Genomic DNA, 22,773 nt, shown 5'->3' with positions numbered 1-22,773 from the left:
AATCTATCGCCCGCGCCCGCCCGCTACTCCACCACGCCGAACGCGTTATTCCTCGTCTTTGTCACGCTTGAGGAACTTGCCGAAGTCCAGCTTGGGGGCGTTGAAGCCGTCGCCGCCCATGCCTGGCGGAAGCTGCGGCATGCCGCCGGGGAAACCGCCACCGGGGAAACCGCCGGGATTGCGCGGGCCACCGCCGCCGCCCTTGGTGCCTTTGCGCTTGTTCTTCGGCGACTTCGTGGCTTTGCGGCGCGAGCCGGGCAGGCCCATCATGCCGCCCATTTGCTTCATCATCTTCTGCGCTTGCTCAAAGCGGTTGAGCAGTTGATTGACATCCATCACCGTGACACCGGAACCGCGTGCGATGCGGGCACGACGGGAACCATTGATAATCTTCGGCGTCGTACGCTCCGCCGGCGTCATCGAGCGGATAATCGCCGTCACCCGGTCGAAGTGGCTGTCGTCCAGATCCGCCAGCTGATTCTTCATCTGGCCCATGCCGGGCATCATGCCCAGCACGTTGGCGATCGGGCCCATTTTACGGACCGCGATCAGCTGGTCCAGGAAGTCCTCCAGCGTGAACTGCTCACCACCGAGCAGCTTCGACGCCATCTTCTCCTTCTGATCCTCATCGAAGGCGGCCTCAGCCTGCTCGATCAGGGTCAGCACGTCACCCATGCCCAGGATGCGGCTAGCCATCCGGTCGGGGTGGAAAACGTCAAAGTCCTCAAGCTTTTCGCCGGTGCTCGCGAACAGGATCGGCTGCCCGGTCACCTCCCGCACGGAAAGCGCCGCACCACCGCGAGCGTCACCGTCCAGTTTGGACAGCACGACACCGGTGATCCCGACCCCATCCCGGAACGCCTCAGCGGTAGTAACCGCGTCCTGACCGACCATCGCGTCAATGACGAAGATGATCTCGTCGGGCTCCACGGCGTCGCGGATGTCGGCAGCCTGCTGCATCATCTCCGAGTCGATACCCAGCCGGCCGGCGGTGTCGACGATGACGATGTCGCGCATGTGCCGCCGCGCGTACTCAATCGATTCCTTAGCGACCGCAACCGGATTGCCCACGCCATTGCCCGGCTCGGGTGCGTAAACCTCAACCCCGGCGCGCTGCCCGAGCACCTGCAACTGGTTGACAGCATTGGGCCGCTGCAAGTCAGCCGCGACCAGAAGCGGCTGATTGCCTTGCGCCTTAAGCCATTTCGCTAGCTTTCCGGCCAGCGTCGTCTTACCGGACCCTTGCAGACCGGCCAGCATAATGACCGTCGGCGGATTCTTCGCGTAATTCAGCCGCCGCGCCTCGCCACCGAGGACCCCGATCAGTTCCTCGTGCACAATCTTGATGACCTGCTGAGCTGGGTTCAGCGCCTGCGACACCTCAGAGCCGCGCGCCCGCTCCTTAAGCCGGTGAATGAAACTCTTGACCACCGGCAGCGCGACGTCTGCCTCCAGCAGCGCCAGCCGGATCTCCCGCGCGGTCGCGTCAATGTCGGCATCACTCAGCCGCCCCTTGCCCCGCAGTTTCGTGAAGATCCCGGACAGCCGGTCACTCAAGGTGTCAAACACAGCAAAACATCCGCTCGTCGGTAGCCAATCGCCCCCGCTAGGTTAGCCGCTCCACGCCTGCCCTGCCTTCATGCCCACTTCCTGCCGTTTTTCCCTCCCCGCGCGCCCAGTCCCCACCTCCGGCCATCCGCTCCCCGATCCGCCTGCCCTGTCCGCTTGCCTTGCCCGTTGCCTCGCCCACTTGCCTCGCCCACTTGCCTTGCCCGCCTGTTTGCCCTGCCCGCTTGCATCGCCTGTTTGCCCTGCCGCCTCCGATCCCGCTTTCCCCGCCCACGCGTCCCGCCGACCTGCGCTTCCTTGCCGCTCGCATCCCGATCCCGTGAGACCTTCACGCCCCCGCTCTTCCGGGTCCGGGCTGCCCAGCAGCTGCCGGCCCCCTGTGCATCAGGTCCGTGGCTCGCTGCGGCTTCCTTTTCCGATGTCCGCCGTGGTTGCGACCGTCCCTCCCGCGAGGCCCTCCATGTCCGCGCGTCCCGGCCTCGACTGGTGGCGGGTCCGCGCTTTCCGCCCGGCTTGCCACGCCCGCCGGTCGCTGGGACCTGGACCCGCGCCGTCCGAGGGGTTGCGGTAGGGACTTCATCTTGATCCACAGCCAAAGGTGAGATCCACATCCCTTGAGACGTGATCAAACCGCCTTTTGATCACGTCTCAAGGGATGTGGATCACGCATGAGGAGGGAGGGCAAGGAGTTGCAGTGGCGGGAAACGGCGCGGAAGGGCAGCGCGCCGGGGCGGGAAGCAGGGCCGATAGAGGCGGGCCAGGACAGGCGGAAAGCGGGCCGGACGGGACCCGGGGCCGGGCGGGACGCGGGGCGGACGGATGAGAGGCCGGGCGGGACCCGGGGCCGGACGGGACCCGGGGCCGGACGGAAAGCAGGGCCGGACGGAAAGCAGGGCCGAAAGGAGCGGGAAGCAGGAGCGGGACGCAGGGGCGGGAGAGACGGGGCGAGGGAAGGGGTGAGTAAACCCGGGTTTAGGCGGCGGCGGCGAGGACGGCGGATTCGGCGGCGGCGCGGTCGAAGGAGCCGACGAGGTAGAACACGTCCACGGCATCGGCACCCAAAGTGGACACGCGAGCGGCCCGGACGTCGATGTTGAGCGATGCCAATGCGGTCGTGATGCGGTACAGCAGACCCGGCGCATCCGCCGCCCTGACTTCCAGCAAGTCGGAGGCTGGCCAGATCACGCGTGGTGGCGCGGCGCTGGTGCGGCGGGCGATGCCGAGGCGCGGCGGTGCCGTGAACTGTCCTAACGCGACCCGCCGTAAGTCGGCAGCGAGCCGGTCACGGTCGAGTGTCGCGCCGAACCGGGACGAAATCGCGCACTCGAAGATCGCCCGGCCGTCGACGCTGACGCTGTTGACGACAGCGATCTCCAGACGGTGACTGGCGAGGCAGCCGGCGACGGCGGCCAGGAGTCCGGTCCGGTCTGGTGCGGCCAGCGCGACCCAGTCCTCGGCGACCTGGACCACGGGCAGTTCTCCGCGCGCGAGCACGGCAGCCGGTTCCCAAGCGGGGGCGGACGGTTCGCCGGAGAGGACTCCGCGCACTCGCGCCACGAGGGTGTCGATGAGCCGGCCCTTCCACGTCGACCACGCCGCCGGACCCGTGGCCATGGCGTCCGCTCGCGCGAGCATGTGCAGGATCTCAAGAGTGGGCAGGTCTCCCACCTTCGCGGCCACGTCGGCGATGACGGAAGGATCGTCGAGGTCGCGCCGGGTCGCGATGTCGGGCAGGAGCAGATGGTGCAGCACGACATTGCTCACCAGTCGCGCGTCGCTTGGCCGCAGCCCGATCTCCGTCGCGATGTCATAGGCGATCGGCGCGCCGACGATGCTGTGGTCGCCCGGCAAACCCTTGCCCACGTCGTGCACAAGTGCTGACAGCACAAGCAGATCGGGCCGTGAGACTTCGCGCGCCCAGCGGGCGGCGTTGGCCGCGGCCTGTACCAGGTGACGGTCCAAGGTGTACTGATGCACCGGATGGTGCTGCGGTGTCCCCCGCACCCGCGTCCATTGCGACAGCCAGCGTCCCGTCAGGCCGAACCGGTCACACGCTTCCCAAGCGGCGACCAGTCCCGGCCCGGAGCCCAGGAGTGCCAAGAAAGCGTTACGTGCGGCCGACGGCCATGGCGACGGCAACGGCGGCTCAAAGCGCACAAGCCACTCCAGCGTCGCTCGCGCGATCGGCATCTGCGCCTGAGCGGCAGCCGCGGCCACCCGCAACGACAGCGTGGCATCGGGTTTGGGTCCGATCGCGTCACGGGCCAGGACGATTTCACCATCGACGGCGATGACGTCCCGCGCGACCGGATGCCGTTGTGTGGCAAGCGTTCCCGACCGCAGGGTCGAGCGCCACCGCTGGACGGAGCGCCAAGAGTCGGTCAGTGTCCACGCGACGGTCCGCGCGTCGAGCCCGATGCGGCGCAACAGAGTGTCCCCATCGGACAGTCCGAGCATCTCGGCGACAGCGTCGCGGTCTTGTGCGCGCATGCGGTCTGAGCGTCGGCCAACACTCAAGTGCAACGCGTCCCGCACGTCGAGGAGGCGGGAAGCGGCCGCCCTGACCGCGGGCGGCAAGGCGTCGGCGACACCGGCGATGCCGATGCCCCGCAACACGGCGACGTCACGCAGCCCGCCAGAGGCCTCCTTCAGGTCACCTTCGAGCAGATAGGCCAGCTCGCCGTGGGCCCGGTGCCGTTCTTCGCAAAGCTCGCGCAACCGCGGCAGCTGGCGCGAGGCGGTCCGCCGCCACATGTCTGACGCCGAGTAGGCCAGCTGTGCCGTGAGCACGGGATCGCCGGCGATGTGCCGGGCGTCGAGGAGTCCTAAGGCGACTTTGACGTCATCGTGTGCCGCGTCAAGTGATTCGGCGACTGTCCGGGTGGAGTGGTCCAGTCCCAGCTTGGCGTCCCATATCGGGTACCAGAGCGAAGCAGCGAGCTCGTCGATGCCCGGCACTCCGCTGTGGAGCAAGATGAGGTCGAGATCCCCGTGAGGCGAGCATTCCCGCCGTCCCAGCCCGCCGACGGCGACCAGGGCGACGCCCGCTGTGGCTGGCAGCAATCCCGCCAGCCAGATGTCGAAGGCGGCGGCGCGTGCTTGCCGCGCCGCCGCTCCTATCGCATTGTCAGAGCGCGTCGAGCCCGCGCTCGCCGGTGCGAACACGTACCACCTCAGACACCTCGGTGACCCACACCTTGCCATCACCAATCTTGCCGGTCCGGGCGGCGGTCACGATGGAGTCCACGACCTTTTCCACGTCGAGTTCGTCGGTGACGACTTCGATGCGGATCTTCGGAAGGAATTCCACCGTGTACTCCGCGCCGCGGTAGACCTCGGTGTGCCCCTTCTGCCGGCCGTAGCCCTGAACTTCGCTTACCGTCATCCCGGCGACGCCCATAGCGTGCAGGGCTTCTTTCACCGCGTCGAGTTGATACGGCTTGATTACTGCGGTTACCAGCTTCATCGAAAGCCCTTCCATCTGGTGGACTCTAACCGCTGACCTTCACGGATTCAGCCGGCTCTTCTTCGGGTGCGGCGGTCGCCTTCGGTGCGATTCCGGCCAGGGCGAATGCCCCCGTGCTACCACTTCCGGCGTTACCCGCCGAGTAGTCGTAGGCACTCTCAGCGTGCTCGGAGATGTCGATGCCTTCGACCTCAGCCTGCTCCTTGACCCGGAAGCCGATCGTGAACTTGATCAGGTACCCGAGGATCAGGGCGATGGCGAAGGAGTAGACCGACACGATGCCGCTGGCGATCGCCTGGCGGCCCAGCTGTGCCACGCCGCCACCGTAGAACAAACCGTTGTCGGCGTTGAGGATCGCGTCATCGGTGATCCAGCTGTTGACCGTGTCCGTCGCGAACAGGCCGATGGCGAGCGAGCCGATCCAGCCACCGACGAAGTGGACACCCACGACGTCGAGCGAGTCGTCATAACCGAGCTTGTACTTGAGGCTGACCGCCAGGGCGCAGATGGCACCAGCGACCAGACCGATGATCACGGCTGGCAGCGGCTGCACGAAGCCACAGGCCGGGGTGATCGCGACCAGACCGGCCACGGCACCCGACGAGGCACCGACCAGGGTCGGCTTGCCGTCACGGATCCACTCGATGAGGATCCAGCCGAGCACGGCGGCAGCGGTGGCGACCTGGGTGTTGATGAACGCGACCGCGGCCGTGGAGTCAACGGTCAGCTCCGAGCCGGCGTTGAACCCGAACCAGCCGAACCACAGCAGGCCAGCGCCAAGCGCCACGAACGGCACGTTGTGCGGCTTGAGCTTGTCCTTCGGCCAGCCGATGCGCTTGCCGAGCACGATGGCCAGCGCCAGAGCCGCGGCACCAGCGTTGATGTGCACGGCTGTACCACCGGCGAAGTCCAGGGCACGGATGTCCATGCCGATGAACCCGGAGCCCCAGACCCAGTGCGCGACCGGGACGTAAACCAGGGTGAACCAGCCAGCCGCGAACACGAGCCAGCCCGCGAACTTCGCCCGGTCGGACACCGCGCCACTGATCAGGGCCACCGTGATGATGGCGAACATCATCTGGAACGCCATGAACACGTAGATCGGGATACCGGTTGAGGCGCCACCGGCGAACCAGAAGTCACCCGGGAAGAACTTGTCCCCGGTGAACTGGCTGAAGCTGCCGATGAAGTCCTGCAGGGCGGCGTTCTCGTTGGCGCCGAAGGCAAGTGAGAAGCCGTAAAGCAACCACAGGACCGAGATGAGCCCAATGGTCACGAAGCTCATCATCATCATGTTGAGCACGCTCTTGGCCCGGTTGAGCCCGCCGTAGAAGAAGGCGAGACCAGGCGTCATTAGCAGCACGAGCGCGGACGAGACGAGGAGCCAAGTGGTATTGGCACCGTCGATCGTCGGCGGGTCCTCCAGGAGCAGCACGCTGCCTCCCTCATTCTTAAACTGGCTAAGGGTGACCAGCACCGCTGCTGGTTGAGCCGGAATAATTGCGCCCCCCTGTTTCGCGCAAGGGCTCTGCGCGGTTTCCGACTCGTCACGATCTGTTTCGTACGTGTGAAGAAAACTTCACAGGCTAAAAATCTTTACAGATCAATATGACCCATTCAGTGATCGACAAATTACGATGCGTGAATGAGATACCCCCGTTTGCTCGGGCGCGTCATCATCGCGCTCGCTATGACGTCAGCCGCAGTCGCCACAAGCGGCCCCGCCAATGCGGCAGAGCCAGAGATCCTGGGCAAAGGCGGCGTAACCGCCGTCAAGGACAGTTATCTCGTCGTGCTCAAGGACAACCGCGCACCTGTCCGGGAGACCGCAGAACGACTGGCGAACGGCAAGGTCAAGTCCGTCTGGGAGCACGCCGTACGCGGCTTCTCGATGAACGTCACCGAGGCCCAGGCCCTCAAGATCGCCGCGGATCCGGCGGTCGCCTACGTCGAGCAGAACCACACGGTCACCGTGCAGGACACGCAGACCCCGGTACCCAGCTGGGGCCTCGACCGCATCGACCAGCGTGATCTGCCGCTGAACAACTCGTACACGTACCCGAACACGGCATCGTCCGTGCACGCGTACATCATCGACACAGGCATCCGGATCACGCACACCGACTTCGGTGGGCGGGCAAGCCACGGCTTCGACTTCATCGACAACGATGCGGTCGCGGACGACTGCAACGGGCACGGCACCCACGTCGCCGGCACCACCGGCGGCACGGCTCACGGCGTGGCCAAGCAGTCCCTTCTCGTCGCGGTCCGCGTGCTCAACTGCGCTGGCAGTGGCACGTTCGACCAGGTCATCAGCGGCGTCAACTGGGTGACGGCGAATGCCATCAAGCCAGCTGTGGCCAACATGAGCCTCGGCGGGACAGGCACCAACGCGACACTGGAAGCAGCGGTGACGAACTCGATTTCCTCGGGTGTCACCTATGCCCTGGCCGCGGGCAACAGCAACGCGGACGCCTGTAACTTCACCCCGGCCCGTACGCCGGCGGCGATCACGGTCGGCTCGACCACGAACACGGACGCCCGGTCGAGCTTCTCGAACTTCGGCACCTGCCTCGACCTGTTCGCTCCAGGCAGCTCGATCACCAGTGCGTGGATCGGAAGCGACACGGCGACCAACACAATCAGCGGCACTTCGATGGCTTCACCACACGTGGCCGGCGCGGCAGCCCTGATCCTGCAAGCGAACCCGGGCTTCACCGCCCAGCAAGTGCGTGACGCGATGGTCGCGGCGGCCACTCCGGGCAAGGTAACCAGTCCCGGCACCGGCTCGCCGAACCTGCTTCTGTTCGTGGGCAGCGCAACGCCGCCGACGTGCAGCCCGGTCACCAACGGCACCGACGTGTCCATTCCAGACGGTTCCGTCGCGGTGACCAGCACGGTCACGGTGACCGGCTGCTCCGGAAGCGCCAAGCCGACGTCAACGGTTGAGGTGCACATCCTCCACGCCAACCGTGGCGACGTCGTGATCGACCTGATCGCACCGGATGGTTCGGTCTACAGCCTCAAGCGGCGGTCCAACGACACGGGCGACGACATCCACGCGACCTACACCGTCAACCTGAGCTCCGAGACGGCCAACGGGACGTGGACGCTGCGGGTGCGCGACCGGCGCGGCAACGGTATCGGCGGCACACTCGACAGCTGGACCTTGACGGTCTAGCACTGCGGCGAGCGGTTTCGCGCTAAAACGCGGAGCCGCTCGCTAACGCAAGGCGTGCTCGAACGTGTACCGCTCATAGTCAATGAGCCGTAAATCGCGGAGGGGCCGGCGCAGATGTCCTTTCTGGACGATCCGCACGAAAGCCGGCTCCCCCGCGTTGGCCAGCCGCCGAATGCCCTCGACGTGGTCGACGATCCGTTTGCGGATCGTCCGGACGAGACGGTGCCGGTCACGCGGGATGAGCCCGTAGGCGTCAGCGAATAGCCGCAGCCGCCGTGGGCGGTCGGGCCGGTGCCAGCCAAGCGTGATGGAGTCACGGTCGCTGAAGATCGGCACCCAGGTCCAGGCCGCGTAGGCCACGTCGTAGATGCGCGATCCGGGTGAAGCCAAGTCAAAGTCGATCATCGCCAGCGTGCCGTCTGGTTTCCAGATCACGTTGTGCGGCGCGGCGTCGTGATGGCAGATGATCTCAGCGTCGGGCGGTGGCGGGCCAAACGATCGCCAGACCGCACCCGTTGGCGGGCGGAATCCGGCCTGCGCGTCGTGATACATCCGCAGCATGGTCGCGACAGTCACGAGGGCTTCGTCGGTGACCCAATGCGGGGCGAGCGGGTATTCGCCACACTCACCCGGCACGTAGGACAACACCTCACGGCCGCGTTCGTCCATGCCCAGCGCGCGTGGTGATCCCGTGAAACCGTTGTATTCCAGGTGGTTTAGCAGCGCGTGCACCGTGGGCGTCCAGGGCCCAGCGTTGCGCCGCACCGTGTCGCCGACCCGGACGACGGTGCTGACGTTTCCACCCCGAAGCGGGATCTCCTGATTCAGCGTCACTCGTCGCCCAGCAATGCGCTCACGAAAGCATCAACGTCGAATGGTGCCAGGTCGTCAGGGCCTTCGCCCAAACCGACCAGTTTCACCGGAATGCCGAGTGTGCGCTGCACCGCGATGACAATACCCCCTTTGGCCGTCCCGTCCAATTTGGTCAGAACGACCCCGGTAACGTTCGCGACCTCGGTAAACACCTTGGCCTGGGTAAGCCCATTTTGCCCGGCGGTGGCGTCAAGCACCAGGAGGGTCTCCGAAACAGGACCGTGTTTTTCCACGACCCGCTTGATTTTGCCCAGCTCATCCATGAGGCCGACCTTGTTTTGCAGACGGCCCGCGGTGTCGATGAGAACGGTATCCACGCCGCGCTCTATACCCTGTTTCACCGCGTCGAATGCGACGGCGGCCGGGTCACCGCCCTCGGGACCACGAACCACCTCGGCACCCACTCGGCCGGCCCAGGTCGCGAGCTGTTCGGCGGCCGCGGCACGGAACGTGTCGGCCGCGCCCAGCACGACGGTGTGACCGTCAGCGATGAGCACACGCGAGATCTTGCCGCAGGTCGTGGTCTTGCCCGCCCCGTTGACCCCGACGACCAGGATGACGGCCGGTTTCCCGTCTTTGGGCGAGGCGTTCAGGGACCGGTCCATCGCCGGGTCGAGGGCTGCGGTTAGCTCCTCGGTCAGCAATTTGCGCAGGTCAGAAGATGAGCGGGTGCCCAGCACGCGGGTGCGCTCGCGCAGCTTGCCCACGATTTCCTGGGTCGCCTTCACACCGACGTCGGCACCGATCAGGCTCTCTTCGACCTCGTCCCAGGCGTCATCGTCGAGGTGATCGCGAGACAGCAGGCCGAGCAGGCCCTTGCCGAAGACGTTCTGTGAACGCGACAGACGGGCGCGCAGGCGCACGAGACGCCCTGCCGTGGGCGCGGGCACCTCCCGGCCGGGTCCGGTCCCCGCGGACGGCTCAGGCGCCTTTGGAGCCTTCCCTGCCCCGGCCGGCTTAACCGCCGTGGCATCCTCCTCGGCCACCGCAGGCGTCCCGCCGGTTGCCGCCGTGACTTCATCTGTCGATGTCTTGCCGCCCGGCCGTTGCGGCGCGGCAGTGACAGCCGACGAATCCGCTGAATCCTCAGCTGGGGGCAGCGACGCCTGCCGGCTGCGCTTGATACCAACGAAAGCGGCGCCCCCGATCACCAGAACGCCGATGATCACGAGCACGATAAGGCTGAGCGGATCCATGCTCCGCATCCTCTCAGACGGGAGTCGGCGGGGCGTGAGTCGCACCCATGCATGAGGATGAGCGTGTGGCGAAGCTCATCCTCGGTCCGCTCCTGCGCCGGGTGACCGGCAACGAAGCGGTTATCTGGCTGCAAACTGACGCAAAAGCCGAAGTGACCGTGTCGGCCGGCGATAGCCAGACAACCGTCGAGACCAGGCGAATCAACGGCATCCATCTCGCGCTGCCCGTTATCGGAAATCTGCCCGAGGGCCGCACGCCTTACGAGATCCGTCTCGATGGCGAGCTGGTTTGGCCACTGCCCGGATTTCCGCCGTCGACGATTAAGCCCGCTGAACGCGACGCCACGATCACCTTCGGCTCCTGCCGTGAGGCGTCACATCAGGCGCACGATGCCCTTCATGCCTTTGCCGAGCGCGCATTGAGTACCCCCGAAGATCTTCCGGATCTTTTGGCTCTTATTGGCGACCAGATCTACGCTGACGAACCCCATCGCATCAGCACCTTCGCCGAATATGTGCAGCGCTACCACCAAGCGTGGTCCCCGCCCGAGGTGCGCTGGCTCCTATCGACGGTTCCCACTGTGATGGTCTTCGATGATCACGAGATCATGGATGACTGGAATTCTTCGGCGAGCTGGCTGGCCGATCAGCAAAGTGACCCGGCTTGGGAACAGCATCTCCAAGCCGGCCTGCAGTCATATCTGCTCTTCCAGCACCTCGGCAACCTCACGCCAGCCGAGCTCAAAAACCAAAGCTGGGACGAGCTTCCCCAGCGCTGGGGCTTCACGCTCGACATCGGTGCCACTCGGCTGGTGATGCTCGACTGCCGCGGAAGCCGTGTCCTGCAGGGAAAACGCCGCATGTTCCCGCAGGACGAGTGGGACCGGCTGGCGCGCGACACGCAATACGAAAGTGACCATCTGCTGATCGCGTGCTCCTTGCCGTGGCTGCTGGCTCCGGTCATCGACTTTGGCGAACACGTGATGGAGCAGTTGTCCGTCAAGCACGGTGGCGCCATGGAGAAGCTGCGCCGCAAATACGATCTCGAACACTGGAGTGCCGTGGGCGATTCGTTCACCGAACTTGGCGACATCATCACGGCCGCCAAGACTCCAGCGAGCGTGAGCGTGCTGGGCGGTGACGTCCACCATTCCTATGTGGTGCAAGCACTTTTGCCTGCCCGGCCCAACGTGCATCAGGTGACGTGTTCGCCGCTGAACAACAGCGTCAGCTGGGTCATGCGCACGATGCTCAAGACGGCCTGGGCCCTGCCCTTCCCCAACGGGCAGGTGAAGCGCAAGCGGCTAACCAAGCCCTACTTTGGCAACGCCATCGCGACGCTGACCCATCGCGGGCGGCACGCCGAGGTCATGATCGAGGGCGTGACCGCCGAAGGGCGCCTTGCCCCGGTCTCCGCGCACCGGCTGACCTAAAGGTCCAAAGCCGCACGCACATAAGGGATGTCGGCGTCCGAAGTCCAGCGCATCGCCGATAACCCGGCAGCCCGGGCACCTTCAACGTTGCGATGCGTGTCATCAACAAACAAACACCATTTCGCTGGTACTCCGAGAGCACCGCAAGCCGCGTCAAAGAACTCCCGGCTCGGCTTGTGCACCCCGATCTCAGACGACGAAACCACCGCGTCGAATGCGTCGGACACGCCTAGCAGAGCCAGATCGTCGCGCAGATCGTCAGTCGCGTTGGTGCACAAGGCAACGGGCCGGCCAGCGGCACGGACCTCGCGCACCAGAGCTAGGACCTTGTCATCGATAAAGCCGCGGTAACTCTCCCAATCGGACAGTTCCCCGGCTGTCGCGCCGGTCTCCGCCGCGATGGCGTCGATCCACTGCGCCCGGGTCCACACGCCGGTAACCGCTGGCACGTAAAGCTTCCACGACAGTCCCGCGGCGAGAAACTCATCGTGACGCGGGTTAGCCGGACGGTCCCATTGGCGCAGCACCCCGTCAAAATCGATGAGCAGGGCGTTCGCCTTGTGCCTACGCCTCATCGCCGTCGTCGCCGCGGCCGAGCTTCTGGCTGATGACCTCGGTGACGCCATTGCGCATCGTCACGCCGTAAAGCGCGTCAGCGACTTCCATCGTGCGCTTTTGGTGCGTGATGATGATGAGCTGGCTGCGCGAACGCAGTTCGGCGAACAGGGTGATAAGCCGGCCCAGGTTGACGTCGTCGAGCGCGGCTTCCACCTCGTCCATGATGTAGAACGGACTGGGGCGGGCGCGGAAGATGGCGCACAGCAACGCCACCGCGGTCAGCGAACGCTCGCCACCGGACAACAGCGACAGTCGCTTGATCTTCTTGCCCGGTGGGCGGGCCTCGACCTCGATGCCCGTGGTGAGCATGTTCTCCGGGTCGGTCAGCACGAGCCGGCCTTCACCGCCCGGGAACAGGATCGGGAACACCACGTCGAACTCGCGAGCCGTGTCCTCAAACGCGCTCGTGAACACCTCAAGGATCCGGTCATCGACGTCCTTGACCACCGTGAGCAGATCCCGGCGGGTCGCCTTGAGGTCCTCAAGCTGATCGGAGAGGAACTTGAAGCGCTCCTCCAGAGCGGCGAACTCTTCCAGCGCCAGCGGGTTGACCTTGCCCAGCAGGGCCAGGTCGCGTTCTGCTTTGCCAGCACGCTTTTCCTGGATGGCACGGTCAAACGGCTCAGGGTCAGCGTCTTCGACCGGCACGGGGACCATCGGGCCGTATTCGCCGATCAGGGTCTCAACGTCGATTGAGAACTCTTCCCCAGCACGGGTTTCCAGCTGCTCCAAGCGCATGCGCTGTTCCGCTCGCGCGACTTCGTCGCGGTGCACTTCGGAAGTCAGGCGGGACAGATCGTCACCGAGACGCTTGGCCGCCGAACGCACTTCGGTCAGCTCGGCTTCCCGGCCCGTGCGGGTGGCAGCGATCTCGTCACGGGTGATCGCGGCCTTTTCCAGGGCGGCGGTCAGCTTTTGCAGGATCAGCCGAGTACCGACCTCGACGGCTTTAGCCACCTGGGCCCCGCGCTCGCGCGCGAGCCGGCGGGCAGCGGCCCTCTCGGCGGCGGCACGCTCGGCTTGAGCCTGGCGCAGCAGTGAGTCGGCCCGTCCCGAGATCGAGGAAACCCGTTCCTCGGCGGTCCGCACCGACAGGCGGACCTCGACCTCGTTCTGCCGGGCTTGCGGCACCAGGGCGGCCAGGCGGTCACGCTCCACTGTGGACGGTTCTTCGTCCACAGGCGTGTCCTCGGCCGCGGCGAGGCGCTCTTCCAGCCCCGCCAAGCGCTCCAGGTCCTCTTCGCGGGAAGCGACGGCCTTGTCCCGGGCGGCGAGCAACCGCTGGGCTTCGGCTTGCGCCGACCGTGCCGCGGCGCCCAGCTCAGCGAGCTTGCGGGCGGCCGCGTTGCGCTCGCCTTCGGCGGCACGCTTGGCCGCGGCGGCGGTGTCGACGACCGCTTTGCGTTGCGCGATAAGGGTTCTAGTCTCTTCAAGGTCCTCGGCTAGCGAGGCGACCATCTCTTCGGCCGCTTCCCGCTGACGTGCGGCCTCATCGACAGCCGCTTTGACCTCGATGAAGCTAGCCGCCTTGGCCGATCCGCCGGCGGCGGTGAACACACCGAGGACATCGCCCTCGGGCGTGACCGCCCGCACCGCGGGGTGGCGGTTGATCAGGCTGGCGGCCATGGGCAGGTCCTGCACGACGACCACGTCGCGCAGGATGTGCGTCAGCGCGGGGCGCATGTGCTCGGGGCAGCGGACCACGTCTAGTGCCCAGCGAGCACCGTCGGGAAGCGCGAAGTCCAGTCTGGACGGCGCCTCACCGGCGCCCACGACGAGCGCGGCGCGGCCAGCGTCCTGGATCTTGAGCATCCGCATGGCTTCTGCGGCTTCGTCCACTCCCGACACCGCGACGGCGTCGGCGAGCGCGCCAAGAGCGGCGGCCAGAGCGGCTTCGTAGCCATTCGACACGGTCAGCAGCGAGGCGAGGCTGCCCAGCACGCCAGGGATCTCTCCGGCGCGGGCGAGCAGCGCCCCAGCACCGTCCTTGCGCTCCAGTCCCATGGCGAGGGCGTCTTCACGCGCCTTCCACGACGCGGCTTCCTTTTCCGCGGCGCGTTCCGCGGCGGTCAGCCGGCGTAGCTCGCTGTTGGCTTCGTCCAGGGCCTCAGCGGCCTCCTGGTGGGCGTCATCGAGCGCGGCGTTGTCCCGGTCGGCCTCGGAGGTCTGCGAGGACACCTCGTCCACTTGAGACTGGGCGAAGGTGGCACGTTCGGCCGCGTCGTCGAAAGCGATCGACAGACGCTCGATCTCCTCGGCCGTGCTGGCGACACGTGCGCGGGCGGCGTCGACCTGGCCGGTCAGTTTGGCCAGGCCCTCGCGGCGGTCAGCGATCGCCTTGACGGCCAGCACGAGGGCCTTCTCGGCGGCGGCGAGCTGGCGCTCGAGTTCTTGGCGGTGCGCCACGGCTTCGCCTAGGCGCCCCTCATCGGCCGCGAGCGCGTCGCGCAAGGCGACTTCTTCGGCTCGCACCCGCTTGGACTCGGCTTCGAGCTGCTCAGGATCGCGGCCGGGCCGTTCGTCCGCCGAGGGAGCCGACAGGTGCCGATGACGTTCCGCCGCGAGCTGTGCCGTGGAGCGGAAACGTTCTTGCAGCGCGGACAGCTGGTACCACAGGTCCTGTGCCTGCTGCAGGGCTGGCGCGTCCTCGGCGTGCTGGGCTTCTAGGTCTTGGAGACGTTCCGTGACCACAGCGAAGTGGGTCTCGACCTCTTTGCGGCGCTCCCGCACGGCGGTCTCGTCAGCGACCTCTTTGTCCAAAGTGGTGCGCAGCGTGTAGAGGTCGTCGGCCAGCAGCCGCAGTCGCGCATCGCGCAAAGTGGACTGAATCGTGGCGGCCCGGCGGGCGACTTCTGCCTGCTTGCCGAGCGGTTTGAGCTGACGGCGCAGTTCGGCGGTGAGGTCCGTGACGCGGTTGAGATTCGCTTGCATCGCGTCCAGTTTCCGCAGCGCCTTTTCCTTGCGCTTACGGTGTTTGAGCACGCCGGCGGCCTCTTCGATGAACGCGCGGCGGTCTTCTGGCTTGGCGTGCAGCACGGTGTCGAGCTGACCCTGCCCGACGATGACGTGCATTTCCCGGCCGATGCCGGAGTCGCTGAGCAGTTCCTGGATGTCGAGCAAACGGCAGTGGTCGCCGTTGATCTCGTATTCGCTTTCGCCCGAACGGAACATGCGGCGCGTGATCGAGACTTCTGTGTAGTCGATCGGCAACGCACCGTCAGTGTTGTCAATCGTCAGAGTGACTTCGGCACGTCCTAGCGGTGAGCGGCCGCCGCCTCCAGCGAAGATGACGTCTTCCATCTTGCCGCCACGCAGGGCTTTGGCGCCCTGCTCACCCAGGACCCAGGAAATCGCGTCGACGACGTTGGATTTGCCGGAGCCGTTCGGTCCCACCACGCAGGTGATACCGGGCTCCAGCTTCAAGGTCGTCGCACTGGCAAAGGACTTGAATCCCTTTACCGTCAGGCTCTTTAAGTACACGGGTTCGCGGTTCTCCGGGGTCTAGGGGTGATCGTCAGCCAACAAACACTCCCCGGAATGTACCTGGCCCAAACGAAGGGCAAAGAGAAGCGCGCCGCCACGGCAGTGAGGGCGCGCAGTTTGTCGGGTGCGACGAGTCAGGTATCTGACTCTTAGGTCAACGCCGGCTCACGCAGGTGGAGCAATTCGTCCACCTCGGCGGCTGCCGCCGCTAGCCGGTCGTTATCCGCCCTGAGGCGGGTGACCTCGAACTCAAGTGCCCGCACCGTGGCACGCAACCGAGTGACCTCGTCCAGCATGCGCCGATCAGGCGCAGCCGCGACGTGGCCATAGAGGGCCTTCGCCATATCTTCTCCTTTTGAAGCGCAGCTGAGATTCCAGCAAACGCGCGCCCATCTAAGTCTCGTCCGATTCTGACGGCCCATAACTGTCTAGTGGGCACTACAGCTGTGGTCGGGCGCGACTGGCGACTAACTCATCCTCCCCCTCATCCGGGCATAACGTCAAGTTGCCAGGCTGCACGAACGTCGTTAGCGTCCCTTCCGTGCGTGGTCGTCACCGGCGCCCGTGGCAACTGTCAACGAGCCTTTTCAGCCTTGCTGGGGCCCTGTTCTGCCTTCTCGGGACCGCAGTGATGGCGATCGAAACAGGCCGGGAATCCGGGCCTTCGCTCAGCGTGACGGATATCACCCCGTCGGGAAGCACACAGCCAGCACTGAGCGCTTCACCCAGTCAAGTGGTCGTTACTCAGAGTCCTGAGACCCCGCCATCGCAGGCTATTCCTTCTGCCCCGCCGTCATCTGCGAAACCTGACAAAATCACCTCAATGGAGGATGAGGTCACGCGCCTCATCAACATCGAGCGCACCAACAACAATTGCGGCACCGTCCGCACCGATGAGCGGCTGCGCACTTCGGCTCGTGCGCACAGCACTGATATGGCGCAGAACAACTACTTCAGCCACACCGGCAAAGACGGATCCAACTTCGTCGTGCGGGCCGAACGGGCTGGCTACCCCAAGGGTGCCGCCGCGGGCGAGAACATCGCCTACGGCTACGGCACCGCCGCCGCTGTCGTCAAAGGATGGATGAACAGCGACGGGCACCGGCGGAACATCCTGAATTGTTCAGCCAAAGCGACCGGAGTGGGCCTGGCCTACCGCGGCAGCACTCCCTATTGGACACAGGTCTTCGGCCGCGCCTAGTCCTTGCGCACCCGGCTCACCAGCCGCTGCAAGGCATCTAGCTCCTTGTGCAGGGCCGTCTTGCCCTCTGCCGTCAGGCGCAGCCACGTGATCGGCCGCTTGCCTTCATAACCCTTGCGCACTTCCAGCAGCCCAGCCGACTCGAGCACCTGCAGGTGACGGCTGAGGTTGCCGTCGGTCAGCTGGAGTTCGTCGCGCAACGCACCGAACGCACACTCGCTGGTTTCGCTCAGGATCACCAGGATTCCCAGGCGCACCCGTTGATGCACCGTCTCATCCAGATCCAGCGCGGGGTGCACGTCGCTCATGACGCACCCGTGCGTGACATGCCCGTGCGCGAGCGGCGCCACCGGCCGAGGGCGAAGAGCAAGAGCGGCAAGGCGATCACGATTAGCAACGGCCCCGGACGGTGCACGTGCAGCAAGGTGACCTGGCCGCCCAGGGCCGGGCCGGATCCCCCGCCGAGCAGCCAGCTCAGCCAGCCAGGGATGTTGCCCATCCCGCCGAAAGCGAACTGCCACCACGTGATGACGCCGATCCAGAAGCCGCAGAATATGAGCCAGCGAGATCTTTCCACCCAGCCCAGCAGGACTACACCGACGGCGATCACCATGAGCGGGGTGAGAAAGCCATAGACCATGTCCCCGATGCCCGGCTCCGAAACCGTGATCGTTGTGAGCTCCTCAGTGGACAACTGCCGGGTGGGAAGGGCCGCAAGGAACGCGAGGAGGAAAAGAGCGCCGCTCGCTACACCAAGGAACAGCCGCCAGCGCACGCGATAGCCGGTCAGCCGTTCGCGCCGGCGATACCAGAGCGCGATCAAGCCCAAGACCAGCGGCGTGCCCAGAAACCAGTAGAGGTAAGACGCGAGGGGCGAGTGCTGCATGTCGGGCAGACCAGCCCAGGCGGGTGCCTCAGGGTTGTAGATGTTCACATCGCGAAACGGTGTGCGATAGAGCGTGATCGTCACGAGCACGAACAGCCCGAGGACGAGGGCGGGGAACCAAGCTCCACTGTGGACGCGGGAACGCACGCGCTGCCGAAGCTGATCCACTTCGGAGAGAGTTTGAAGGGCGTCACTCATATTTACTTTGTATCGCAAAGTTCACGGCGAAGCAAAGAGACGATATCCGACACTTGCTGCTTTAACGCATCGATCGTTATACCAGCGTGACCCCGTTGCTCTCGCTGTACCAGCATCCGCTCACGCATCCCGAGGCATGGGCGACGACCGAAGCCGCTGCCAACGGCACTCTTGTGCTGCTCAACATCGCCGCAGGGCCAGGCAGTGGGCTCGATCCGACGTGGACGACGGCGACTCAGCGGCTCGTGCGCGCTGGCGCCACTGTCATCGGCTACATCGACCTGGCCTTCGGTGCCCGGGCCATGGAACAGGTTCGGGCGGAATTGGGGCGCTGGGCTGGGTACCCCATCAGAGGCATTTTCTTTGATCAAGCGCCGACGAGTCCTTACTCGATCGGGCCGGTCGCGACAGCGGTGCGCGCGGCTCGCCGGATCGGCTTCGACACGTTGCTCGTGAATCCCGGCCGCCCAGCCGATTCCATCTATCGCGGGCTGGGCGCGGTGCTGTGCACTTTCGAAGGCACCTGGCAGGAATACCAAGCCGGCACTGAAGAGGGCGTCCGGCATGGTGACGCGCACCTCGTGCATTCCGTTCCGGTGGAACAGATCGGCGCCGCGCACGCGCTCATGCGTGGCAGAGGTGCCCGCTATGGCTTCGCGACGCCGGGCGGCCCGCCTTCGGCCGCGTCGAGCTACGCCAGCGGATCCGTTGAGGCGGCACCGTTTGGCTTGCCCACGCAACGCCCGGCGACAGTGCCGGTGTGAAGCTGTTTGCCTTGGTGGCGGTGGCCGTTTGCGCGGCCATCGCCGGAGCCAACGCGGCCAAATGCCCCACCGACAGCGTTCCCGTCGACACTCCGGCCGAGCCTGAGACCCTGCTGCTCGATCCGCAAAGCGTTGACGCGGCTGAGGTCGACGATCTGCACACGGCCGGGAAGAAAGCTCTGTGCCTAGCGTCCACTTTGGAGCTCGTGCAGCTGTGCCGGGACAAGGGTTTCGACGGCGTGACGTTCGCGACCGAGACGCCGCAGTTACTGGAACAGGCGAAAAGGCTCAGGCTGGTGGTCGTTGGCAGCGAGGGCAAAAGAACGACGAACGGTTCATGAACGAGGCCCGCTTGATCGCCGCGCCGCAGCGAGGGCACGGTTCGCCTTCCCGGCCATAGGCATTGAGGGTACGGTCGAAGTACCCCGACTCCCCGTTGACGTTGACATACAAGGCGTCAAACGAAGTGCCACCCGCTTTGATCGCCTCTGTCATCACGGCTTTGACCTCGGCCAGCAATCGCGAGCCCGCCCGTGCCGACAGTGAGTCGGCCGCGACAGCTCCGTGCAAACGAGCCCGCCACAGCGCTTCGTCGGCATAGATGTTGCCCACGCCCGAGATCAGCGTCTGGTCGAGGAGCGCCCGCTTGACCCCGGTGCGTTTGCGGCGCAGTGCCGTCACGAAATCCTTGTCCACAAAGGACTCCTCGAGCGGGTCGAGGGCGATGTGCGCGATCTCGGACGGAAGCTCGGCACCGCCTAGCGAGACGGCGAGTCCACCAAACGTGCGCTGATCCACGAAACGAAGCTGCGGACCCTTATCGGTGAAGTCAAAGCGAATGTGCAGGTGCTTTTCCCGCGGCGCCGACGTTGGCTGCACGAGCAGTTGACCTGACATGCCGAGGTGACCAACGATCGCGTCGCCCGAGTCGAGCGGGAGCCACAGATACTTGCCGCGCCGGCGAGTGGCCGTGATAGTGCGCCCGCGCAGCAAAGCGGCGAAGTCCTTGGCGCCCGCGACGTGCCGCCGCACGGAACGCGGATGGTTCACTTCCACCGTGGAGATGGTCCGTCCCACGATCCATTTGTCGAGCCCTTGACGGACCGTCTCGACCTCTGGCAGCTCGGGCATCCAGCACCTCTAAATCGTGAACGGCCAAATCGTAATCATGTGCGCACCGAACCAGAGCCCAAACGCGGCCCAAAGACCAAGCAGCGCAACGGAAACGCGCTTGGGCACCTCGGCCAGGGCACGGGCGACCGGCGCGGCCGCCAGCAGCAGGACCGGCACCAGCAGACGTGGCTTGGAGTGCCAATATCCAGCTTGCCCGATCACGAGCACGAGCGCTAACAGGCCGAAGGCCAGCAGCGCTCCCCAGATCCGGTCGAAGACCGCCACGAGGCAGAGCACCACCGTGCCGATAATCAGCCAGGTCGTGACGCTGTCGATCAGGCCAGCCTCGCCGGACAGGGTGTTGCTAAGGAACGTGACGACACTGTCGCCAAAGTCGAACGTGCTGCCCCAGCCAGCGGTCTGCACCTTGAACCAGGCGTCCCACTCACCGACCTGCCAGCCGACCCAAGCCAGGTAGAGCGGGCCGGCCAAGAGCGTGATCGCTGCCGCCGACGATGCCCAGACCCGTTCGCGGACCGCCATATCCCGCCACTTGAGCAAAACGGACACGGCTAGTGCCAGGCCTACCGCCATCCCTGTCGGGCGGGTTAGCGCGGCGCCCAGGCCCACCAGACCGGCCAGCCACCAGACGCGCTGATGAGCGGCCAGCAACGTGGCCGCGACGAGGGCCAGGAAGAGCGGCTCGGTATAGCCCATGATCAACACGACGGCCATCGGCTGAGCGCAGACGAGCACCATCAAGGCGTACCCGCTGAATCTGGACCATAAAGTGACCCCGAGCAGGTAGATGAGCACGGCCGCGGCCATCCCGCAAGCCCCGGCGACAATGAGCGACGCGGCCCGGAAGTCGCCGGTAATGAGAGCGACCGTCCTGATCAGGAACGGGAAAAGCGGGAAAAACGCGAACCCGTTGCCAACCCTGATGCCCTGGCCGTTGTAGGTATACCCATCGGGATAGCCCTCTTCGGCGACATTGATGAACCACCCGCCATCCCAGATGAGCAATCGCTCGTCCACGGACCGGTCATCGGGTGAGAGCCAGTAGATGAACAACAACTGGACGACGCGGAGGGTAGCCGCGATGCAGACGGCGAGAGCTATGCCCGCGAGTCCACCCGCCCGCGACCACAGGGACGCCGATGTCGTGGGCCCGGCCAGTCCTGTGCGCTCGGGCAAACGCGCACTCACTATTCGCACTGCGCCTTCGATTCGCTCGGGCGAGCCCTCGCTCATGCCTCGGTTGCCTCGGGGTGCTCCTCGTCCATGGCACGAGCCGATAGCGCGCGCCAGGCTTCCTCGGCCGCCCGCTGCTCAGCTTCCTTTTTGGACCGTCCCGCCGAACCACCGAATCGTTCGCCCCCGGCCACGGCCCAGGCGGTGAAACTCTTGGCGTGGTCGGGACCACGCTCTTCGATCAGATATTCGGGAACGCCCCAGCCACGGGCCGCGGTGAGCTCCTGAAGACTGGTCTTCCAGTCCAGGCCAGCGCCACGCCGGGCGGACTCGGCCATCAGGGGATCGAAAAGTTTGCGAATGACCTCGGTCGCGCGCTCGATCCCGTGCTCGAGATAAATCGCCCCGAGCAGCGCCTCGAACGTATCGGCGAGAATCGAATCTTTGTCACGGCCGCCCGTCAGCTCTTCGCCCCGGCCCAGCAGCAGATGCGGGCCCAGGCCCTCGGTGCCCAGCGACCGGGCGACCCCGGCCAGGGCACGGGCGTTAACCACACTGGCCCGCAGCCGGGCAAGCTTGCCCTCGGGCAGATCCGGGTGGTTGTCATAGAGCGTGGCCGTAATCACGAGGCCGAGCACGGCATCGCCGAGGAACTCAAGACGCTCGTTGGTTGGCAGACCGCCGTGTTCATAAGCGTAGGAGCGGTGCGTCAGCGACCGCTCCAACAGCTCCGGCTCAAGCGTGACGCCCAGAGCACTGGTCAGCTCACTGGATGTAGACATGCCGCACCACCCCTCACTATCGGCGAGGGGTGGGAAGACGGCGTATACGCCACCGAACTATTAGACGGCGAGAATCTGGCGGCCTTTGTAGGTGCCGCACACACCACAGGCAGCATGGGGCAGCTTGGCCGACTTGCACTGCGGGCAGGGCACGGTGTGCACAGCGGAGACCTTCCACTGCGCCCGGCGGTGGCGGGTGTTGCTGCGCGACATTTTGCGCTTCGGGACTGGCACGGTCCTACTCCTCAGTGATCTTCAAGTTCAATTTACCCAGGGCCGCCCAACGGGGATCTTTCTGCTCGTGGGTGTGACCCTCAGGCAGTTCGTCCCATCGCACCCCACACTCGGGGCACAACCCTGGGCAATCCTCGCGGCACACCGGATTGACCGGCAATGCCAGCACCACCGCGTCCCGCAGGGCCGGCTCCAGGTCGATCAAATCGCCCTGCATCCGCCCGACTTCGTCTTCATCGGTGGTCTCATCCGTGGTGCTTTTCGCGTAAGCGAACAGCTCCTGGACCGGTACGGTCAAGTCTTCGCTGATCGGCACCAGACAGCGGCCGCACTCGCCTTCCAGTGGCACCGTGATAATGCCAGAGACGAGCACGCCTTCCGACACCGACTCCAACCGCAGATCGAGGCTGACGTCAGCGCCTGCTGGCACTCCGATCATCTCTACCCCGAGGTTCGCCGGTGCCGGGACGACCCGATCGAGCGTACGCATCGCACCGGGGCGGCGCGGAAGGTCTCGGGTATCGAGAACCAGCGGGGCCCTGGGGTCGAGGTGCTTCATCGAGTGTTCTGGCATGGCGAAAC

At 65.6% G+C, this 22,773-nt stretch carries 21 protein-coding genes; 5 read left to right on the top strand and 16 right to left on the bottom strand.

The genetic code is table 11. The features are described from left to right. Positions 1-45: 45 nt before the first annotated feature. The 4 genes from ffh to A3E1_RS0124260 all read right to left on the bottom strand — a co-directional run bounded on the left by ffh (position 46) and on the right by A3E1_RS0124260 (position 6,461). Positions 46-1,569, bottom strand: a complete 1,524-nt coding sequence (ffh, locus tag A3E1_RS0124275; RefSeq protein WP_020523386.1) for a signal recognition particle protein — start codon at positions 1,567-1,569, stop codon at positions 46-48. A gap of 972 nt (positions 1,570-2,541) precedes the next feature. Next, entirely contained in the window at positions 2,542-4,734 is a 2,193-nt protein-coding gene (locus A3E1_RS0124270) for a [protein-PII] uridylyltransferase (protein WP_020523385.1), read from the bottom strand. Then, positions 4,697-5,035, bottom strand: coding sequence for a P-II family nitrogen regulator (locus A3E1_RS0124265; protein ID WP_063825157.1), 339 nt, complete (start codon positions 5,033-5,035; stop codon positions 4,697-4,699). Before A3E1_RS0124265 ends, A3E1_RS0124270 begins: the two co-directional genes overlap by 38 nt. 25 nt (positions 5,036-5,060) lie before the next feature. After that, positions 5,061-6,461 carry an ammonium transporter gene (locus A3E1_RS0124260; RefSeq protein WP_026208786.1) on the bottom strand — a complete coding sequence of 467 codons (1,401 nt, stop codon included), beginning with the start codon at positions 6,459-6,461 and terminating at the stop codon, positions 5,061-5,063. Positions 6,462-6,680: 219 nt separating this feature from the next. On the opposite strand from A3E1_RS0124260, the gene A3E1_RS0124255 reads away from it, so the two are divergent. Then, positions 6,681-8,216, top strand: coding sequence for a S8 family serine peptidase (locus tag A3E1_RS0124255; RefSeq protein WP_020523382.1), 1,536 nt, complete (start codon positions 6,681-6,683; stop codon positions 8,214-8,216). Positions 8,217-8,258: 42 nt separating this feature from the next. Here A3E1_RS0124255 and A3E1_RS0124250 read toward each other — a convergent pair whose 3' ends face one another. After that, positions 8,259-9,065 carry an aminoglycoside phosphotransferase family protein gene (locus A3E1_RS0124250; protein WP_051105136.1) on the bottom strand — a complete coding sequence of 269 codons (807 nt, stop codon included), beginning with the start codon at positions 9,063-9,065 and terminating at the stop codon, positions 8,259-8,261. Beyond that, entirely contained in the window at positions 9,047-10,285 is a 1,239-nt protein-coding gene (ftsY, locus tag A3E1_RS0124245; RefSeq protein ID WP_020523380.1) for a signal recognition particle-docking protein FtsY, read from the bottom strand. Before ftsY ends, A3E1_RS0124250 begins: the two co-directional genes overlap by 19 nt. 65 nt (positions 10,286-10,350) lie before the next feature. Here ftsY and A3E1_RS41825 point away from each other — a divergent pair, with 65 nt between their 5' ends. Beyond that, positions 10,351-11,718 carry an alkaline phosphatase D family protein gene (locus A3E1_RS41825; protein ID WP_020523379.1) on the top strand — a complete coding sequence of 456 codons (1,368 nt, stop codon included), beginning with the start codon at positions 10,351-10,353 and terminating at the stop codon, positions 11,716-11,718. Here the strand turns inward: A3E1_RS41825 and A3E1_RS0124235 are convergent. The 3 genes from A3E1_RS0124235 to A3E1_RS0124225 form a co-directional block, all read right to left on the bottom strand. Continuing rightward, entirely contained in the window at positions 11,715-12,293 is a 579-nt protein-coding gene (locus tag A3E1_RS0124235) for an HAD-IA family hydrolase (RefSeq protein ID WP_020523378.1), read from the bottom strand. The two genes, A3E1_RS41825 and A3E1_RS0124235, sit on opposite strands and share 4 nt — an antisense overlap. Beyond that, a complete protein-coding gene (smc, locus tag A3E1_RS0124230) occupies positions 12,283-15,816 on the bottom strand; it encodes a chromosome segregation protein SMC (RefSeq protein ID WP_020523377.1) in 3,534 nt (1,177 codons plus the stop codon). Before smc ends, A3E1_RS0124235 begins: the two co-directional genes overlap by 11 nt. Positions 15,817-15,968: 152 nt before the next feature. Next, positions 15,969-16,163, bottom strand: coding sequence for a hypothetical protein (locus A3E1_RS0124225; RefSeq protein ID WP_020523376.1), 195 nt, complete (start codon positions 16,161-16,163; stop codon positions 15,969-15,971). 479 nt (positions 16,164-16,642) lie between these two features. Here A3E1_RS0124225 and A3E1_RS0124220 point away from each other — a divergent pair, with 479 nt between their 5' ends. Next, a complete protein-coding gene (locus tag A3E1_RS0124220; RefSeq protein WP_020523375.1) occupies positions 16,643-17,020 on the top strand; it encodes a CAP domain-containing protein in 378 nt (125 codons plus the stop codon). Here the strand turns inward: A3E1_RS0124220 and A3E1_RS0124215 are convergent. Both A3E1_RS0124215 and A3E1_RS0124210 read right to left on the bottom strand, forming a co-directional pair. After that, positions 17,017-17,328 carry a winged helix-turn-helix domain-containing protein gene (locus A3E1_RS0124215; protein WP_020523374.1) on the bottom strand — a complete coding sequence of 104 codons (312 nt, stop codon included), beginning with the start codon at positions 17,326-17,328 and terminating at the stop codon, positions 17,017-17,019. The genes A3E1_RS0124220 and A3E1_RS0124215 overlap by 4 nt on opposite strands. After that, positions 17,325-18,104, bottom strand: coding sequence for a hypothetical protein (locus A3E1_RS0124210; RefSeq protein ID WP_020523373.1), 780 nt, complete (start codon positions 18,102-18,104; stop codon positions 17,325-17,327). Before A3E1_RS0124210 ends, A3E1_RS0124215 begins: the two co-directional genes overlap by 4 nt. Positions 18,105-18,190: 86 nt before the next feature. On the opposite strand from A3E1_RS0124210, the gene A3E1_RS45035 reads away from it, so the two are divergent. Then, a complete protein-coding gene (locus A3E1_RS45035; protein ID WP_020523372.1) occupies positions 18,191-18,868 on the top strand; it encodes a spherulation-specific family 4 protein in 678 nt (225 codons plus the stop codon). Then, entirely contained in the window at positions 18,865-19,209 is a 345-nt protein-coding gene (locus A3E1_RS0124200; protein WP_020523371.1) for a hypothetical protein, read from the top strand. Before A3E1_RS45035 ends, A3E1_RS0124200 begins: the two co-directional genes overlap by 4 nt. Here A3E1_RS0124200 and mutM read toward each other — a convergent pair. The 5 genes from mutM to A3E1_RS0124175 are packed head-to-tail and all read right to left on the bottom strand — an operon-like array spanning position 19,157 to position 22,765. Beyond that, a complete protein-coding gene (gene mutM, locus A3E1_RS0124195) occupies positions 19,157-19,999 on the bottom strand; it encodes a bifunctional DNA-formamidopyrimidine glycosylase/DNA-(apurinic or apyrimidinic site) lyase (protein WP_020523370.1) in 843 nt (280 codons plus the stop codon). The genes A3E1_RS0124200 and mutM overlap by 53 nt on opposite strands. A 9-nt stretch (positions 20,000-20,008) precedes the next feature. Then, positions 20,009-21,235, bottom strand: a complete 1,227-nt coding sequence (locus A3E1_RS0124190) for a hypothetical protein (RefSeq protein WP_051105134.1) — start codon at positions 21,233-21,235, stop codon at positions 20,009-20,011. Next, positions 21,232-21,957 carry a ribonuclease III gene (gene rnc / locus A3E1_RS0124185; protein WP_020523368.1) on the bottom strand — a complete coding sequence of 242 codons (726 nt, stop codon included), beginning with the start codon at positions 21,955-21,957 and terminating at the stop codon, positions 21,232-21,234. Before rnc ends, A3E1_RS0124190 begins: the two co-directional genes overlap by 4 nt. A gap of 60 nt (positions 21,958-22,017) precedes the next feature. After that, positions 22,018-22,191, bottom strand: a complete 174-nt coding sequence (gene rpmF / locus A3E1_RS0124180; RefSeq protein WP_026208782.1) for a 50S ribosomal protein L32 — start codon at positions 22,189-22,191, stop codon at positions 22,018-22,020. A 4-nt stretch (positions 22,192-22,195) separates the two neighbouring features. Next, on the bottom strand, positions 22,196-22,765 hold the full coding sequence (locus A3E1_RS0124175) for a YceD family protein (RefSeq protein ID WP_020523366.1): 570 nt from the start codon (positions 22,763-22,765) through the stop codon (positions 22,196-22,198). Positions 22,766-22,773: the final 8 nt, after the last annotated feature.

This window comes from Catelliglobosispora koreensis DSM 44566 (genome assembly GCF_000379685.1).
Lineage (GTDB): Bacteria > Actinomycetota > Actinomycetes > Mycobacteriales > Micromonosporaceae > Catelliglobosispora > Catelliglobosispora koreensis.
Note: the sequence above shows the minus strand (reverse complement) of the source record. Positions and strands in the feature narration are given on the sequence as shown.